Source organism: Bradyrhizobium sp. SZCCHNRI1009 (assembly GCF_032487575.1).
Taxonomy (GTDB): Bacteria; Pseudomonadota; Alphaproteobacteria; order Rhizobiales; family Xanthobacteraceae; genus Bradyrhizobium.
In genome coordinates, this window is sequence record NZ_JAUEUL010000007.1 from 123,158 (window position 1) to 136,814 (window position 13,657).

Below are 13,657 nucleotides of genomic sequence, written 5' to 3' on the forward strand. Positions count from 1 at the left end.
TATCATGGCCAAGCGTCCGTTCCTCATTCCCGGCGTCGACAAGCGGCTCCTGATCAAGGACTCGCTCAAGGTGATGCCCGACCTCACCCGGCGCCGCTTCCTCACCGGCGGCGCCAGCCTGGGCGCGCTGACCCTGCTCACCGGCTGCGACGTCGTCGACAGTGACAGCGCCGAAGAGCTGCTCAAGAAGGTCTCCAAGTTCAACGACGCCGTGCAGTCCTGGATCTTCAACCCGGACGCGCTGGCGCCGACCTTTCCGGAGAGCGCAATTACAAAGCCGTTCCCGTTCAACGCCTACTACACGCTCGACGAGGCGCCGGAGATCGATGCCGCCGACTGGAAGCTCGAGGTGCGCGGCCTCGTCGACAACAAGAAGTCGTGGACGCTGGACGAGCTGCATGCGCTGCCGCAGGTCACGCAGATCACCCGCCACATCTGCGTCGAGGGCTGGAGCGCGATCGGCTCCTGGACCGGCACGCCGCTGCGCGATTTCCTCAAGCTGGTCGGCGCCGACACCCGCGCCAAATATGTCTGGTTCAATTGCGCCGATGCGCAAGGCTACAATTCGCCGCTGGACATGCGCACCGCGCTGCATCCGCAGACCCAGATGACCTTCAAATTCGCCGACCAGATCCTGCCGCGCGCCTATGGCTACCCGATGAAGATCCGCGTCCCCACCAAGCTCGGCTTCAAGAACCCGAAATACGTCGTCGCGATGGAAATCACCAACGACTACAAGGGCGGCTATTGGGAGGACCAGGGGTACAATTCGTTCAGCGGGAGCTGAGCGTCGGTCCGCTTGAGGCCGAGCTGCGCGCGACACACTCCGCTGTCGTCCCGGCGAACGCCGGGACCCATAACCACAGGGGGGTATGAGGCAGGCAACTGGCAGCCGCATCCCTCGATAGCTTCCGCGGTATGGGTCCCGGCGTTCGCCGGGACGACACCGTGAGCTAGGTGCGGTCGGAGCGCTTCAGCTTGCCTTGCATCGCCGCCATCACCGCGCCCAGCAGCAGCAGCGCGGCTGAAACGTTCAACGCGTAGGTCAGGCTTCCCATCGCATCGGTGATCGCGCCGACGGCGAAGGGTCCGAGCGTCTGGCCGACGCCGAACGAGATGGTCAGCGCGGCGATCGCGCCCGGCCAGGCGCTCTGCGGCAGGTTGAAGCGCACGAAGGCGGTGGTGGCCGTGGTCACGGTCGAAAAGGCGATGCCGAACACAGCGGCCGACAGCGTCAGCATGACAGGCGAATGGCTGAGCGAGGGCAGGGCGGCGCCGATCGCGTTGATGGTGAGGATGAGGGCGGTGGGCCAGCCGCCGCGGTCGAGCGCCAGCACGCGCCGCCACACCCAGGGCGTGGTGAAGCCGGCGAGGCCAATGAGACACCAGAAGCCTGATTGCGCCGCGGCGCCGCCGCCGAGATCGCGCACATACGCGATCATGAAGGTGAGATAGGCGATATAGCCGGCGCCGTAGAGGAAGTAGCCGAACAGATAGATCGCCATCGGCCGCAGCGAGACGCGGTCGGTGCGGGTCTCCGCCGTGGCGGCGTTCGCCGGGAGCCGCATCGCGAGCAGCGGCCCGATCAGCACCGCGCCGACCGCGGCGAGCACGGCCCATACGATCCACCATGAGCCGGGCCCGAAGGCCTGCAGCACGAAGGGGGCGATCAGGCCGGAGATGACGATGCCGAGCGGCGGCCCGGCATAGAACAGGCTCAGCACGAAGCTCGCCTGCGCCGGCCGCGCCAGGGCGACCCGCGCCGCCAGCGCGCCGCCGGCCACCAGCGCGACGCCGGCGCCGATGCCGGTCACGAGCCGCGCCAGGCTGAGCGCGATGAAGTCACCGGTCATGGCGCACACCACGAGCGAGGCCAGCGCCGCCAGCGTTCCGCCGCGCACTGCGGCCAGGCCGCCGTAGCGCCGGGCCAGCTGCGCGGCGATCAGCGCGCCGATGAGATAGCCGGCGGCGTTGACCGTGTTCATGAAGCCGGCCGCCGAGTATGACCAATGCAGGCTGTCCCGCATGTCCGGCAGCACCAGCGCGTAGGCGAAGCGGCCGATGCCGAGACCGATGATCGGACCCAGCGACAGCGTGAGGTTGGTCAACGCCGGGTGGGCCGGTGTCGGGTCGGATGGGGAGGCTGGCAAGACATGCTCCGGCGCGGCGATCGGCCGGCAATTCATGCTATTCGGCCGCGATTTTCGCGCACATTACCGCCCACCTCGCCGCGACAGAAGTGGTGCGCCGGCAATGGTGGCTTGCCAACGGCGCAGGAGGGCTTTAGCACTCCGCCGTTTTGAGAGATCCCGTCATTGCCGGGCGCCTGCTTTCGATCCGCTCGAGGCAGACCGGCAATCCAGCCATCCCAAGGATGGATGCCCGCGCAATGCCCCGGCATGACAAGCCCCGTGAGGACAACGACCATGGCGACCCAGAAGCTCCTTTTGCTGCCCGGCGACGGCATCGGCCCCGAAGTGATGGCCGAGGTGAAGCGCCTGATCGGCTGGCTCAACGCCAAGGGACTGGCCTCGTTCGAGACCGAGGACGGCCTGGTCGGCGGCGCCGCCTATGACGCTCATGGCGCCTCGATCTCCGAAGCCGACATGGACAAGGCCAAGGCGGCCGACGCCATCATCTTCGGCGCCGTCGGCGGTCCGAAATGGGATGGCGTTCCCTACGAGGTGCGTCCCGAGGCGGGCCTGCTCCGCCTGCGCAAGGATCTCGGCCTGTTCGCCAATCTGCGTCCCGCCGTGTGCTATCCGGCGCTCGCCGATGCCTCCAGCCTGAAGCGCGAGATCGTCGAGGGCCTCGACATCATGATCGTGCGCGAGCTCACCGGCGGCGTGTATTTCGGCGAGCCAAAGACCATCACCGATCTCGGAAACGGCCAGAAGCGCGCGATCGATACCCAGGTCTACGACACCTATGAGATCGAGCGCATCGCCCGCGTCGCCTTCGACCTCGCGCGCAAGCGCAAGAACAAGGTGACGTCGATGGAGAAGCGCAACGTCATGAAGTCTGGCGTGCTCTGGAACGAGGTCGTCACCGCGGTCCACAATCGCGAGTACAAGGACGTCACGCTCGAGCACCAGCTCGCCGATTCCGGCGGCATGAACCTGGTGAAATACCCGAAGATGTTCGACGTCATCGTCACCGACAATCTGTTCGGCGACATGCTGTCGGACATCGCGGCGATGCTGACCGGATCGCTCGGCATGCTGCCGTCCGCCTCGCTCGGCGAGGTCGACGCCAAGACCCACAAGCGCCGCGCGCTGTACGAGCCGGTGCACGGCTCGGCGCCGGATATCGCCGGCAAGGGTCTCGCCAACCCGATCGCGATGCTGACCTCGTTCGGCATGGCGCTGCGCTACTCCTTCGACATGGGCGCGCTCGCCGACAAGCTCGACGCCGCCATCGCCGCCGTGCTGGCCTCGGGTCTGCGCACCGCCGACATCAAGGCCGAGGGCTCGACGCCCGCTTCGACTACGCAGATGGGCGAGGCGATCATCAAGGAGCTGGAGAAGCTCGCGGCATAGTTGGAGCGAGTGCTCATTTCAGCCGGGCTCTCGCCACGCTGACAGTCTGCTCCCCTCCCCCTCGCGGGGAGGGGAGGGCACCGTCGTTGCTGATATAGCTCGATCAACTCATCAGCGCGGGCTCGAATCGCCGTCGCGCCCGGCGTAGCCCGCCTGCTCGTCGGGCAAATCAGTTTGTCGTTCGCGCGATCGACGTGGCCTCTCACGCTTGAGCGCACATTTTTCAGCCCGGATTCGGCTGCGTCGAAAGACTCATTTCGCCAGCGTCGTCAGATGCATCGCAAGATCCGTCCGCCGCGCGCCAAAGATTTCGCTTTCGTTTTTCCAGAATACATGTTTTCTCATCTCCATCCCGTCTCGCAGCGAGGGGCGTTTCGCGATCGTCACGAGGCGTGAGGCGGGGATGCGGTGGCCGCGAGGGCCCGCAACATGTCCTTTGGGCATGCGGACGAACGAGGCTCTTGCGGACGTGAAGCTGCGTGGTCCTGGCGCCCCGATGCTGGCGCCAAGTCGGAAGGGCGATGATCCCGACGACGACGGTGGCTAACAGGCCGGACACCGGGGAGAGCGCAGAGTAAGCGTGAAAACCATCGCGCAGGGAAGGCCGGGTCGGTCCGGCTGTACCTGTGGTTCCTGCCCCGTGCATTCTTTCCGCACGGGGGCCACGGGCCTCAGCCGAGGCTCGGCCTTCCCTGCGCCCTCGCCTCGGAAGAGGGCGGAATTGATCGCAACGCTCGGACGCGAAAGCGGGCGCGAGGATGAATCATCGTGCCAAAAATTCGGTTGTCGTCCGCGCGAAGGCGGGGAGCCATCCTTGCCGACGCCGATGCGAGGCACGCTGGAGCGACGCGATGATGCGCCAACGGCCGCCGGTGGCGATGGATCCCGCGGTGGCTATGGATCCCGGCGTTCGCCGGGATGACACCGAACGGGAGGTGGTAGATGCGGGCTCGCGGATGGCGTTCAATGTGTCAGCCATGTCCCCGAACGCCCGTGAGCCATCTGTCCAACGGTCGCCAGCGGCGCATGACGGAGAGAGGTTCATGGCGACCACCCCGGAAACCAAAAAGGCCGGGCGGGGCCCGGCCTTGATCATCGGATGATGCTGCCGTCCTCAGTAGGGGATCGGAATCCGGGTCGGGTAGCCACCCAGATCGGACGGCGCCATCAGCGGCTGGCGGTCGATCGGGCGGTTCAGGTTCTCGCGGGCGAACGACGGATAGCCGACGGCCGGCGGGAAGGCGTAATCCGAGAACTTGCGGTCGCCGGGGAGAACCTCGGTGCCGCCGTCTAGGAAGGAGCGGCGGGTGATGTAGATGCGGGTGCGCGGGCCGGACTGGTAGGAGTAGTTCGGATTGCCGCTGCTATAGGTGGTCGTGACGCGGCGCTTGGCGGGAGCGGCATCGGCCGAGGTGACGGCAAGAGACGTGACGGCAAGACCGGTCGCGGCGATCACCGCCAAGGCCATGACCCGGGTCGCAGCAGAAAATTCAATCATCACGTCCTCTTCCTCGCGCCAAAAGGGGCGGGCGCTCGCCATGCGCATGATTTAGCTCGCACAATATCTGGGTCGGCTGTGGCATCACAAGGTCATTCCCGCGGCCGCACCGAAGATAAATTCCCGCTGTGGCGGGAAAGTTGCATCAAAATCCGTCACTTGGCTGCCGATGCGGACGCCCGAATGGGGCGCGGTCACGCCCAGCAACATCCGGACGCAGGCGGACATTCACAGCGCGCCGCGCAGCCTCGGATTGGCGGTCGACGTCACCCAATCGGCGCTGCCGGTGGCGACGGCGGGTTCGTCGCAGCCGCCGCGCCGCTGATCGGACCCCGTGAACAGCTGGCTCAGGGCCCGGTGCCGGTCGGGCGCCAGCAGGGTCAGCCGGTTGAGCATGCAGCCGACCATGGCGCGGCGCGCCGGTATCGTCACGCCCTGGCACGACCAGCCGGAGATCCGCAAGCTCGGCTCGGCGATGGTCTTGAGAAAGCCGAGGCAGGCCCCGGCGCCCTCGGGCGCCCCGGCCCGGCGCACCAGGCCGACTGGACCGAACCGGCTGTCGATCACGCCCGCGGTCTCGAGTTCGGAGGCGGTGCTGCGCCCCATCCGGACCGCGAGATCGGCCCGCGGATCACGCCTGGCATCGCGCTCCGATCCGAACCGGTAGACCTCGAGCTCGGCAGTCGGCCGATCGGCGGGCTCGCCCCAGCGCAGCACGTCCTTGCGGCCGCCTTCGGGGTGGGTGAGCACGGTATAGGTGGCGGTCCTGTCGGGCTGGTCGGTGAGGCGGAGCGAGAACGCCGGCACTGCGGCGTCGGCCAAGGTCCAGCCGGCGCGGCCGGGCGTGTCATCGCCGTGGTCGAGATGGTTCCAGCCGGCCACGCCGAGCATGGCGATCAGCGCCAGAGCCCCCACATAGGCGAACAGGCGCGCAAACGTGCCGCAGACCTCGTCCGCGAAGCTCTTGAGCCCTTGCAGGACGGACCCGGATCGGGGCACTGCGGCTGTTCTGGCCGAATTGGACTGCATCGAATGCGAGACGTCGTGGTAACGTTGTGTCAGGGACGTTTCTCGCATAGAAGCGCTGCCGCTTCGGTTTCCGCTGACATACGCGGCCGGCCTTATTTCTTCGGAGAGTGAACGATGGGTTACAAAGTCGCAGTGGTCGGCGCGACCGGCAATGTCGGACGGGAAATGCTCAATATTCTCGACGAGCGCCAATTCCCCGCCGACGAGGTCGTGGCGCTGGCCTCACGCCGCAGCGTCGGCGTCGAGGTGTCCTATGGCGACCGCACGCTGAAGGTCAAAGCGCTCGAGCACTACGATTTTGCCGATGTCGACATCTGCCTGATGTCGGCCGGTGGCTCGGTGTCGAAGGAGTGGTCGCCCAAGATCGGCGCCGCCGGCGCGGTCGTCATCGACAACTCGTCGGCCTGGCGCATGGATCCCGACGTGCCGCTGATCGTGCCGGAGGTGAATGCCGACGCCGCCGCCGGCTTCAACAAGAAGAACATCATCGCCAATCCGAACTGCTCGACCGCCCAGCTCGTGGTCGCGCTGAAGCCGCTGCATGACAAGGCGAAGATCACGCGCGTCGTGGTGTCGACCTATCAGTCGGTGTCCGGCGCCGGCAAGGATGCGATGGACGAATTGTTCTCGCAGACCAAGGCCGTCTACACCAATGATGAGCTGGTCAACAACAAGTTCCCCAAGCGCATCGCCTTCAACGTCATTCCGCAGATCGACGTCTTCATGGAAGACGGCTTTACCAAGGAAGAGTGGAAGATGATGGCGGAGACCAAGAAGATCCTCGATCCGAAGATCAAGCTGACCGCGACCTGCGTGCGCGTGCCGGTGTTCGTCGGCCACTCCGAAGCCGTCAACGTCGAGTTCGAGAATCCGATCAGCGCCGACGAGGCCCGCAACATCCTGCGCAACGCGCCGGGCTGTCTCGTGATCGACAAGCACGAGCCGGGCGGCTACGTGACGCCTTATGAGGCGGCCGGCGAGGACGCGACCTATATCAGCCGCATCCGCGAGGACGGCACGGTCGAGAACGGCCTCGCCTTCTGGTGCGTGTCCGACAATCTGCGCAAGGGCGCGGCGCTGAACGCGATCCAGATCGCGGAAGTGCTGATCAACCGCAAGCTGATCACCGCCAAGAAGAAGGCGGCCTAATAGACGCACGGTGCGCCGTCGCCCCGGTAAGCGTCATGGCCGTCGCATATGACAATGGAAGTCTGGGGATCGTCTGTCTCTAAGTCGTCATGGCCGGGCTTGTCCCGGCCATCCACGTCGTTCGGCATGTTGAGGACCACGTGGATGCCCGGGACAAGCCCGGGCATGACGGAGTCACTAATCAGAAGGGTCGTTCGCGGGCGAGACCTGGTGGGATGACCGAGCGGATTCGGGGTGGGGTCGAAATTGGCTGAGAGCAGCAAGACCGAGTCAGCGGCGCAAGCGCCCGTGCCTGCCAAGCACGCGCCGGGTCCGCTCGAGCGCGGGCTCGAAGGCTTCCTGTTCAAGAGCCGCTGGCTGATGGCGCCGTTCTATGTCGGCCTCGTCGTCAGCCTCGTCGTGCTGCTGTTCAAGTTCGTGCTGCTGCTGTGGGAGAATATCGTTCATCTGCCGTCCGCCAAGGAGAGCGACATCATCCTCGGCGTGCTCAGCTTGATCGACGTCTGCCTGACCGGCAATCTGGTGCTGATCGTGGTGTTCTCCGGCTATGAGAACTTCGTCTCGCGTATCGATCCCGGCGGCCATCCCGACTGGCCGGAATGGATGACCAAGGTCGACTTCGCCGGCCTGAAGCAGAAGCTGCTCGCCTCGATCGTCGCGATCTCGGCGATCCAGCTCTTGAAGGCGTTCATGAATCTCGACGCCGGCTACGACTCGACCAAGCTCGCCTGGCTGGTCGGCGTGCACATGACCTTCGTGGTGTCGACCCTGATGCTGGCGCTGTCGGACCGCTGGTCGGGCGACCATTGATGGGCGGCGAATAGCGAGGCGCGAATGGCGAATAGGGCAGGTGAGCTACTCGCTGTTCCCCCTTCGCTATTGGCCAGCGCGCGCGCTCTTGAATTCCTTGGTCGCCCTGTCCAGCACGAACAGCGATCCCTCGGCGACGCCGAAATAGGCGCCATGGAGCTGAAGGTCTCCCGCCTCGACGCGGCTGCGCACGAACGGGAAGGTCATCAGGTTCTCGAGGCTGCGGAACACCGCGGCCTTCTCGATCCGGGTGACGAAGTCCTGGAAACTCTCATGCGTGCGCTGCTCGACGACCTCGCCGGGCTTGATGAACATCGACATCCAGCGGCCGATGAAGTCGCCCGGCGACAGCGGCGCGGCCTTGTCGACGAAGGCGCGGATGCCGCCGCACTGGGCATGGCCGAGGATGACGATGTGCTTCACCTGCAGCACGGTGACGGCATATTCCAGCGCCGCCGACACGCCGTGCGCGTTGGCGTCCGGCTGATAGATCGGCACCAAGTTGGCGATGTTGCGCAGCACGAACAATTCGCCGGGGCCGACGTCGAAGATCACCTCGGGCGAGACGCGCGAGTCGCAGCAGCCGATCACCATCACTTCGGGCGACTGGCCGCGCTCCGAGAGCTCGAGGTAACGGCTCTGTTCGGTCGGCAGGCGTTGGGTCGTGAAGGCGCGATAGCCTTCGAGCAGACGTTGCGGAAACGAGATCATGGACCCTGCCTAAACACATGCGGCTTCCGGGAACAAGCCTTTCGGGCCGGCTCCCGAAATGGTATCGCGGGCCGCGCCGATAAACCAAGGGAAACGCCGAAATGATCCGCCCGCGCCGCAGTCTTTTGTTCATGCCCGGCTCCAATGCGCGCGCGCTGGAGAAGGGGCGGAACCTGCCGGCCGACGGGCTGATCCTCGATCTCGAGGATTCGGTGGCGCCGGACGCCAAGGCCGCCGCCCGCGACCAGATCGCCAAAGCGGTGGCGGCCGACGGCTACGGCAAGCGGGAACTGCTGATCCGGATCAACAGCCTGGATACGGCGTGGTGGAGCGACGACGTCGCCATGGCCGGACAGGCGGCGACCGACGGCATCCTGGTTCCCAAGGTGTCGACCGTCCAGGACCTCCGCCTGGTCACGGATCGTCTGGCCGAGGTCGGGGCTGATCCGGCGCTGAAGGTATGGGCGATGATCGAGACGGCGCGTGCCGTGCTCGATGCCGATCTGCTCGCGGCCACCGTGCACGAGGAAGGCTCGCGGCTCGCTGGCTTCGTGTTCGGGCCCAACGACATCTCGCGCGAGACCCGCATCCGCATGCTGCCGGGCCGCTCCACGATGCTGCCGATGATCAGCCACTGCATCCTGGCGACGCGCGCCCATGGGCTGGAGATTCTGGACGGGCCTTACAGCGATTTCGCCAACACCGACGGCTTCGCGCAGGAATGCATCCAGGCCCGCGATCTCGGCTTCGATGGCAAGACGCTGATCCATCCCGGCCAGATCGATGCGTGCAACGCGATCTTCACCCCGCCGGCCGACGAGGTCGCCGCGGCACGCAAGATCATTGCCGCGTTCGCGCTGCCGGAGAATGCCTCGCGCGGCGCCATCCAGATCGACGGCCGCATGGTCGAGCGGCTGCATGCCGAGATGGCGCGGCGCACGATCGCGATCGCCGACGCGATCGCGGCGGCGGCGAAGTAGGCGTCAGATGCGGCGGAGACTGAGGATGTAGTTGACGAGGTCGCCGCGCTGCTCGGCCGTCAGGATGACGTTCGGCATCGTCGGATGGCTGCTCTGCAGGAACACCTTGAGCGACAGCTCGGTCGTCGACGGCATGTTGGCGACCGCCACGAAATCGGGGGCGGTCGTGGTCTGGGCTCTCGCTCCGCTGGCGTCGATGGCGTGGCAGGTGCTGCACCAGGCCTCCGCCAGCTTGCGCCCCGCCTGCACGCTGTCGGCGGCCGGCGTTACGCCGCCGGCATTGTGCAGCCGGATCAGCAGCATCGCGCCGAGCGCGAGCAGGATCGCCGCGCCGACATGGAGCCAGGTGTTGCGGTGCAGATTCGGCAGGCTCATCGCGTAGCTCCGCTGGGCGGGAGGGAGATGGCGATCAGTGCTTGACCGCGGCGGCGCCCAGACGGTCGATGGTCGGGGCGTTGAGGCAGTACTCCTCGTAGTGCTCGGCGCTCGTGCCGGCGGCGAGATCGCGATGGCAGCGCGGCTTGTCCTTGCACATGGCGCAGACGCGCTCCATGTCGCGCAGCACCAGCGGCTCGGCGCGCCCCAGCGCGGCCTCGTCGATGCCGAGCGCCTTCAGCATCTGCGGCAGCTCGTCGGCGGCGTGCTCGCCTTGGCGGACCAGCTCGTCGAGATCGGCCGGCGTGACCTGCAGGTCCATCGCGATGCGCTCGAAATCGTCGCGGTCGAGCTGCCGGAGCTCGCTCAGCTCACGCCGGTGCCGGAGCCATTGCGCGAACGTATCGATCAGGAACTGAACCCGCGGATAGGGCTTGGCGTCTACGGTCATGACACGTCTCCGATGATTGACCGCAATCAATCACCGGGTGGACGCGCGGACGTTGCGGTAGATCAAGCAGCAAATCGGCCCTGCGCCGGCCGCAAAGCTGCGCGGCGACGGTCAGCGCGGGGCAAATCGCTCGGCTGCCCACGCATACAGGCTGCCGGGGATCGGCGCCTCGCCGCCGCGACCCTTCGGCGAGATGTGCAGGCCGATGATCTGGGGATCGGCGATCAACCCGGAGAAGTCGGACGGATCGAAGAACGCCTTCGGCTCGGCATGCACCGCGTAGAAGCTGCGCTTCGGCAGCGCATGGCGCAGCGAGCCATGGCGGCGGGCCAGCGCCGTCAGCGCGGCCGGGCCGAAGATGGCGACGCGGATGTCCGACAGGCGGTCGGAGCCGCCGCGCAGGCGGCGCAGCGCATAGGTGAGGCGGTGACGCAGCGACAGCCAGTTCGGCGTCAGCTCGTCCTGCGCCATCAGCGCGGTGAATTCGGCGACGATCGGATCCTCCGGCGGCAGGTAGAGCACGGAGTTGCCGAGCTGCCGCGGCCGCTCCCAGGCGAAGTAGGGCAGAGCCGGATCGATCTCGACCGGCCTGAGCAGCAGCACGTCGGCATCGAGCCAGAGGCCGGCGCGCTGTGCCATCAGCCGCATCCGGAAGAAGTCGCTGAACTGCAAGGTGGTCCAATCGCGCCAGCTGCCGTCGGGCTGCGGCGGCCTGAGACGTTCGGAGAATGCGTAAGGAAGGATCGCCTCGGCCTCGGCATTGCCGACCCCGTCGGGCAGGCCGGGCAGCGGATCGAAGCTGTAGACCGTGACCTTGTGGCCGGCCGCGAGCTGCGACCGCAGGCAGGTCTGGCGCAGCCGGTCGAGCGGCCCCCGCCAGAAGGTCACGACCTCGGGCACTACACGCGTCAACGGCGGACCTGCTGGGCTGCTCTCGAAACAAGGCCCCGGACGAGGTCCGGGGCCCGTGAACTCACCATCCCTCAGCGGGCCTCAGGCCCAGGCGCGCTCGGCCAGCTTGGCCTCATAGCTGTCGATCGAGGCCTTCTTTTCCAGCGTCAGGCCGATGTCGTCGAGCCCGTTGAGCAGGCAATGCTTGCGGAACGGGTCGATGTCAAACTTGACGGTGCCGCCGTCGGGGCCGCGGATCTCCTGCTTGGCGAGGTCGACCGTCAGGGTCGCGTTGGCACCACGCTCGGCGTCGTCGAACAGCTTGTCGAGATCGGCCTGCGACACGCGGATCGGCAGAATGCCGTTCTTGAAGCAGTTGTTGTAGAAGATGTCGCCGAACGAGGTCGAGATCACGCAGCGGATGCCGAAATCGAGCAGCGCCCAGGGGGCGTGCTCACGGCTCGAGCCGCAGCCGAAATTGTCGCCGGCGACCAGGATCTTGGCGTTGCGGTACGCCGGCTGGTTGAGCACGAAATCCGGGTTCTCGCTGCCGTCGTCCTTGTAGCGCTGCTCCGAGAACAGGCCCTTGCCGAGGCCGGTGCGCTTGATGGTCTTCAGGTACTGCTTGGGGATGATCATGTCGGTGTCGACATTGATGATCTTCAGCGGCGCGGCGACGCCTTCCAGCGTGGTGAACTTGTCCATCGGGGCACCTTCGAGAATACGGGCAGGCCGCTGTTTAGCCCGAACGGCAGGACGGATAAAGTCAAAATCCCGGTGCTATCGGCGGGATCGTCAGTCGACGGACGCCTCGATCGCCTCCATGTCGTCGTCGGACATTCCGAAATGATGGCCGATCTCGTGGATCAGGACATGGCGGACGATGTGGCCGAGGCTCTCGTCGTGCTCGGCCCAGTAGTCGAGGATCGGTCGGCGATAGAGCCAGATCATGTTGGGCAGGCGCGGCAGGTCGTCATTGCTGCGAAACGGCAGTCCCGTGCCCTGAAACAGGCCGAGCAGGTCGAACTCGCTTTCGGCCTGCATCTCGTCGAGCACCTCCTCGGTCGGAAAGTCGTCGACCCGGATGACGACGCCCTCGCACATCCTGCGAAAATGCTCGGGCAGACGCTCGAACATCTCGTGCGCCATGACTTCCATGTCGGCGAGCGAGGGGGCTTTCAGATCTGTCCACATTGCCGCCTTCTAGCCCGGCTTTGATCATCTTGCATCTTGGTTCTATGACATGTGTGGCGGAGCTGGTTGACGCAGGGGATGAAACCGGCGACCGTGACGCGCGAACTGGGGGTTGGGGGACAGATGAGGCAGATGTCGATGGTGCTGGCCGGAGCGGCGCTGGCTGCGGCGGTCGTGGTCTCGATCTCGGCGGCAGCGCAAGCGGAGCAGGCCGCCGGCGCGCGCGGCGCCGTGCAGAGTGAGGTGAGCACCGATCTCTCCGCGCAGCGCAGGCAACGACGAATCCAGATCTATCCGCGCTACGAGGGTCATTGGCAGCCCGACGTGGTGCCGCGCTTCAATCCGGGGCCGAACGCAGTTCGGGTATGCGATGCCACCTATGTTCCGGAGCATCGGCCGAGCGGCACCGTGATCGTCCCGCATATGAGTTGCATCTGGCGACGCGGCTGACTCCTGGGTCCCCCGCACTGATCGGCTCGGCAGGCGCGCACATGATCTGGTCGCGATCGATCGCGACGTTGCCCTGATGTTACCGTCCGGACAGTGCCGATATGTCGCGCACTGCGGCGGAACCACGCGCGACATTCGGCATTCTGCTCCTGCGCAGATCTTCATGTCCCATTCACGTCGCTCGTTCGAGACTGATCTGCGTCGCGCTGCTGCGGCCGCCATTCAGGCAACTGACAAGGCGGAATGTACGGAGCCGGACGTGATGTCAGGCGATCGAGGGAGAAGTTCATGACTGTGATGAAACTGTTGGGCATCGCGGCGGTTGGCGCCGTTCTCGTGATGGCTGCCCCCGCCGAACGCGCGCAGGCGCTGTCGCTGATCAATCCGGGCGCCGCGACCGCGGTGCAGCAGGGCACGGCGCAGGAGACCACTCAGGCGCATTGGCACGGCCGCCGGCATTGGCATCCCCGGCGCCACTATTATCCTCGGCATTACTACCATCCGCGTCATCACTGGCGGCCGCATCACTACGGACATCGCCATCACGGCCGCTGGTAAGTCGCGCTTTCCGTCCGATCGA

The 13,657-nt window shown here is 66.1% G+C and carries 16 protein-coding genes; 7 read left to right on the forward strand and 9 right to left on the reverse strand.

Translation table 11 applies throughout. The annotated features are described in order from the left end of the window. Nucleotides 1-4: 4 nt before the first annotated feature. Nucleotides 5-787, forward strand: a complete 783-nt coding sequence (locus QX010_RS15095; protein ID WP_316180277.1) for a molybdopterin-dependent oxidoreductase — start codon at nucleotides 5-7, stop codon at nucleotides 785-787. A gap of 166 nt (nucleotides 788-953) precedes the next feature. Here QX010_RS15095 and QX010_RS15100 read toward each other — a convergent pair whose 3' ends face one another. Then, nucleotides 954-2,150, reverse strand: a complete 1,197-nt coding sequence (locus QX010_RS15100) for a YbfB/YjiJ family MFS transporter (RefSeq protein WP_315800748.1) — start codon at nucleotides 2,148-2,150, stop codon at nucleotides 954-956. 276 nt (nucleotides 2,151-2,426) lie between these two features. Here QX010_RS15100 and leuB point away from each other — a divergent pair, with 276 nt between their 5' ends. Next, the gene (gene leuB, locus QX010_RS15105; RefSeq protein ID WP_315800747.1) at nucleotides 2,427-3,539 is read left to right on the forward strand and encodes a 3-isopropylmalate dehydrogenase; all 1,113 of its coding nucleotides are present in this window, start codon (nucleotides 2,427-2,429) and stop codon (nucleotides 3,537-3,539) included. A gap of 1,114 nt (nucleotides 3,540-4,653) precedes the next feature. Here the strand turns inward: leuB and QX010_RS15110 are convergent. Further along, nucleotides 4,654-5,037 (reverse strand): hypothetical protein, encoded by a 384-nt coding sequence (locus QX010_RS15110; protein ID WP_316180278.1) that lies wholly within the window; start codon nucleotides 5,035-5,037, stop codon nucleotides 4,654-4,656. Nucleotides 5,038-5,265: 228 nt separating this feature from the next. Then, complete coding sequence (locus QX010_RS15115; RefSeq protein ID WP_316180279.1) at nucleotides 5,266-6,066, reverse strand: hypothetical protein; 801 nt, start codon at nucleotides 6,064-6,066, stop codon at nucleotides 5,266-5,268. A 114-nt stretch (nucleotides 6,067-6,180) separates the two neighbouring features. Here QX010_RS15115 and QX010_RS15120 point away from each other — a divergent pair, with 114 nt between their 5' ends. After that, nucleotides 6,181-7,215 carry an aspartate-semialdehyde dehydrogenase gene (locus tag QX010_RS15120; protein ID WP_316180281.1) on the forward strand — a complete coding sequence of 345 codons (1,035 nt, stop codon included), beginning with the start codon at nucleotides 6,181-6,183 and terminating at the stop codon, nucleotides 7,213-7,215. A 288-nt stretch (nucleotides 7,216-7,503) separates the two neighbouring features. Beyond that, nucleotides 7,504-8,025, forward strand: a complete 522-nt coding sequence (locus QX010_RS15125) for a TIGR00645 family protein (protein WP_315800743.1) — start codon at nucleotides 7,504-7,506, stop codon at nucleotides 8,023-8,025. Between the two features lie 66 nt (nucleotides 8,026-8,091). On the opposite strand, the gene QX010_RS15130 is transcribed toward QX010_RS15125, so the two are convergent. Continuing rightward, nucleotides 8,092-8,736, reverse strand: coding sequence for a carbonic anhydrase (locus QX010_RS15130; protein ID WP_315800742.1), 645 nt, complete (start codon nucleotides 8,734-8,736; stop codon nucleotides 8,092-8,094). A gap of 101 nt (nucleotides 8,737-8,837) precedes the next feature. Here QX010_RS15130 and QX010_RS15135 point away from each other — a divergent pair, with 101 nt between their 5' ends. Beyond that, nucleotides 8,838-9,716, forward strand: coding sequence for a CoA ester lyase (locus QX010_RS15135; RefSeq protein WP_316180284.1), 879 nt, complete (start codon nucleotides 8,838-8,840; stop codon nucleotides 9,714-9,716). Nucleotides 9,717-9,719: 3 nt separating this feature from the next. Here the strand turns inward: QX010_RS15135 and QX010_RS15140 are convergent, their stop codons facing one another. The 5 genes from QX010_RS15140 to QX010_RS15160 all read right to left on the reverse strand — a co-directional run bounded on the left by QX010_RS15140 (nucleotide 9,720) and on the right by QX010_RS15160 (nucleotide 12,627). Further along, nucleotides 9,720-10,091, reverse strand: coding sequence for a cytochrome c (locus QX010_RS15140; protein ID WP_315800740.1), 372 nt, complete (start codon nucleotides 10,089-10,091; stop codon nucleotides 9,720-9,722). A 34-nt stretch (nucleotides 10,092-10,125) separates the two neighbouring features. Next, complete coding sequence (locus tag QX010_RS15145) at nucleotides 10,126-10,542, reverse strand: DUF6455 family protein (protein ID WP_315800739.1); 417 nt, start codon at nucleotides 10,540-10,542, stop codon at nucleotides 10,126-10,128. 111 nt (nucleotides 10,543-10,653) lie between these two features. After that, the gene (locus QX010_RS15150; protein ID WP_316180286.1) at nucleotides 10,654-11,454 is read right to left on the reverse strand and encodes a hypothetical protein; all 801 of its coding nucleotides are present in this window, start codon (nucleotides 11,452-11,454) and stop codon (nucleotides 10,654-10,656) included. An 81-nt stretch (nucleotides 11,455-11,535) separates the two neighbouring features. Next, the gene (gene leuD, locus QX010_RS15155; RefSeq protein WP_315800737.1) at nucleotides 11,536-12,138 is read right to left on the reverse strand and encodes a 3-isopropylmalate dehydratase small subunit; all 603 of its coding nucleotides are present in this window, start codon (nucleotides 12,136-12,138) and stop codon (nucleotides 11,536-11,538) included. A 90-nt stretch (nucleotides 12,139-12,228) separates the two neighbouring features. Beyond that, the gene (locus QX010_RS15160; RefSeq protein WP_315800736.1) at nucleotides 12,229-12,627 is read right to left on the reverse strand and encodes a metallopeptidase family protein; all 399 of its coding nucleotides are present in this window, start codon (nucleotides 12,625-12,627) and stop codon (nucleotides 12,229-12,231) included. A 141-nt stretch (nucleotides 12,628-12,768) separates the two neighbouring features. On the opposite strand from QX010_RS15160, the gene QX010_RS15165 reads away from it, so the two are divergent. Both QX010_RS15165 and QX010_RS15170 read left to right on the forward strand, forming a co-directional pair. Next, nucleotides 12,769-13,077 (forward strand): hypothetical protein, encoded by a 309-nt coding sequence (locus QX010_RS15165; protein ID WP_410051388.1) that lies wholly within the window; start codon nucleotides 12,769-12,771, stop codon nucleotides 13,075-13,077. A gap of 288 nt (nucleotides 13,078-13,365) precedes the next feature. Then, nucleotides 13,366-13,635 carry a hypothetical protein gene (locus QX010_RS15170; RefSeq protein WP_315800734.1) on the forward strand — a complete coding sequence of 90 codons (270 nt, stop codon included), beginning with the start codon at nucleotides 13,366-13,368 and terminating at the stop codon, nucleotides 13,633-13,635. Nucleotides 13,636-13,657: the final 22 nt, after the last annotated feature.

Excerpts from the sequence above, each read along its gene's own strand:
- QX010_RS15095 (WP_316180277.1), top strand. The coding sequence starts at position 5 with ATGGCCAAGCGTCCGTTCCTCATTCCCGGCGTCGACAAGCGGCTCCTG.
- leuB (WP_315800747.1), top strand. The coding sequence starts at position 2,427 with ATGGCGACCCAGAAGCTCCTTTTGCTGCCCGGCGACGGCATCGGCCCC.
- QX010_RS15110 (WP_316180278.1), bottom strand. The coding sequence starts at position 5,037 with ATGATTGAATTTTCTGCTGCGACCCGGGTCATGGCCTTGGCGGTGATC.
- QX010_RS15115 (WP_316180279.1), bottom strand. The coding sequence starts at position 6,066 with ATGCAGTCCAATTCGGCCAGAACAGCCGCAGTGCCCCGATCCGGGTCC.
- QX010_RS15120 (WP_316180281.1), top strand. The coding sequence starts at position 6,181 with ATGGGTTACAAAGTCGCAGTGGTCGGCGCGACCGGCAATGTCGGACGG.
- QX010_RS15130 (WP_315800742.1), bottom strand. The coding sequence starts at position 8,736 with ATGATCTCGTTTCCGCAACGTCTGCTCGAAGGCTATCGCGCCTTCACG.
- QX010_RS15135 (WP_316180284.1), top strand. The coding sequence starts at position 8,838 with ATGATCCGCCCGCGCCGCAGTCTTTTGTTCATGCCCGGCTCCAATGCG.
- QX010_RS15140 (WP_315800740.1), bottom strand. The coding sequence starts at position 10,091 with ATGAGCCTGCCGAATCTGCACCGCAACACCTGGCTCCATGTCGGCGCG.
- QX010_RS15145 (WP_315800739.1), bottom strand. The coding sequence starts at position 10,542 with ATGACCGTAGACGCCAAGCCCTATCCGCGGGTTCAGTTCCTGATCGAT.
- leuD (WP_315800737.1), bottom strand. The coding sequence starts at position 12,138 with ATGGACAAGTTCACCACGCTGGAAGGCGTCGCCGCGCCGCTGAAGATC.
- QX010_RS15160 (WP_315800736.1), bottom strand. The coding sequence starts at position 12,627 with ATGTGGACAGATCTGAAAGCCCCCTCGCTCGCCGACATGGAAGTCATG.
- QX010_RS15170 (WP_315800734.1), top strand. The coding sequence starts at position 13,366 with ATGACTGTGATGAAACTGTTGGGCATCGCGGCGGTTGGCGCCGTTCTC.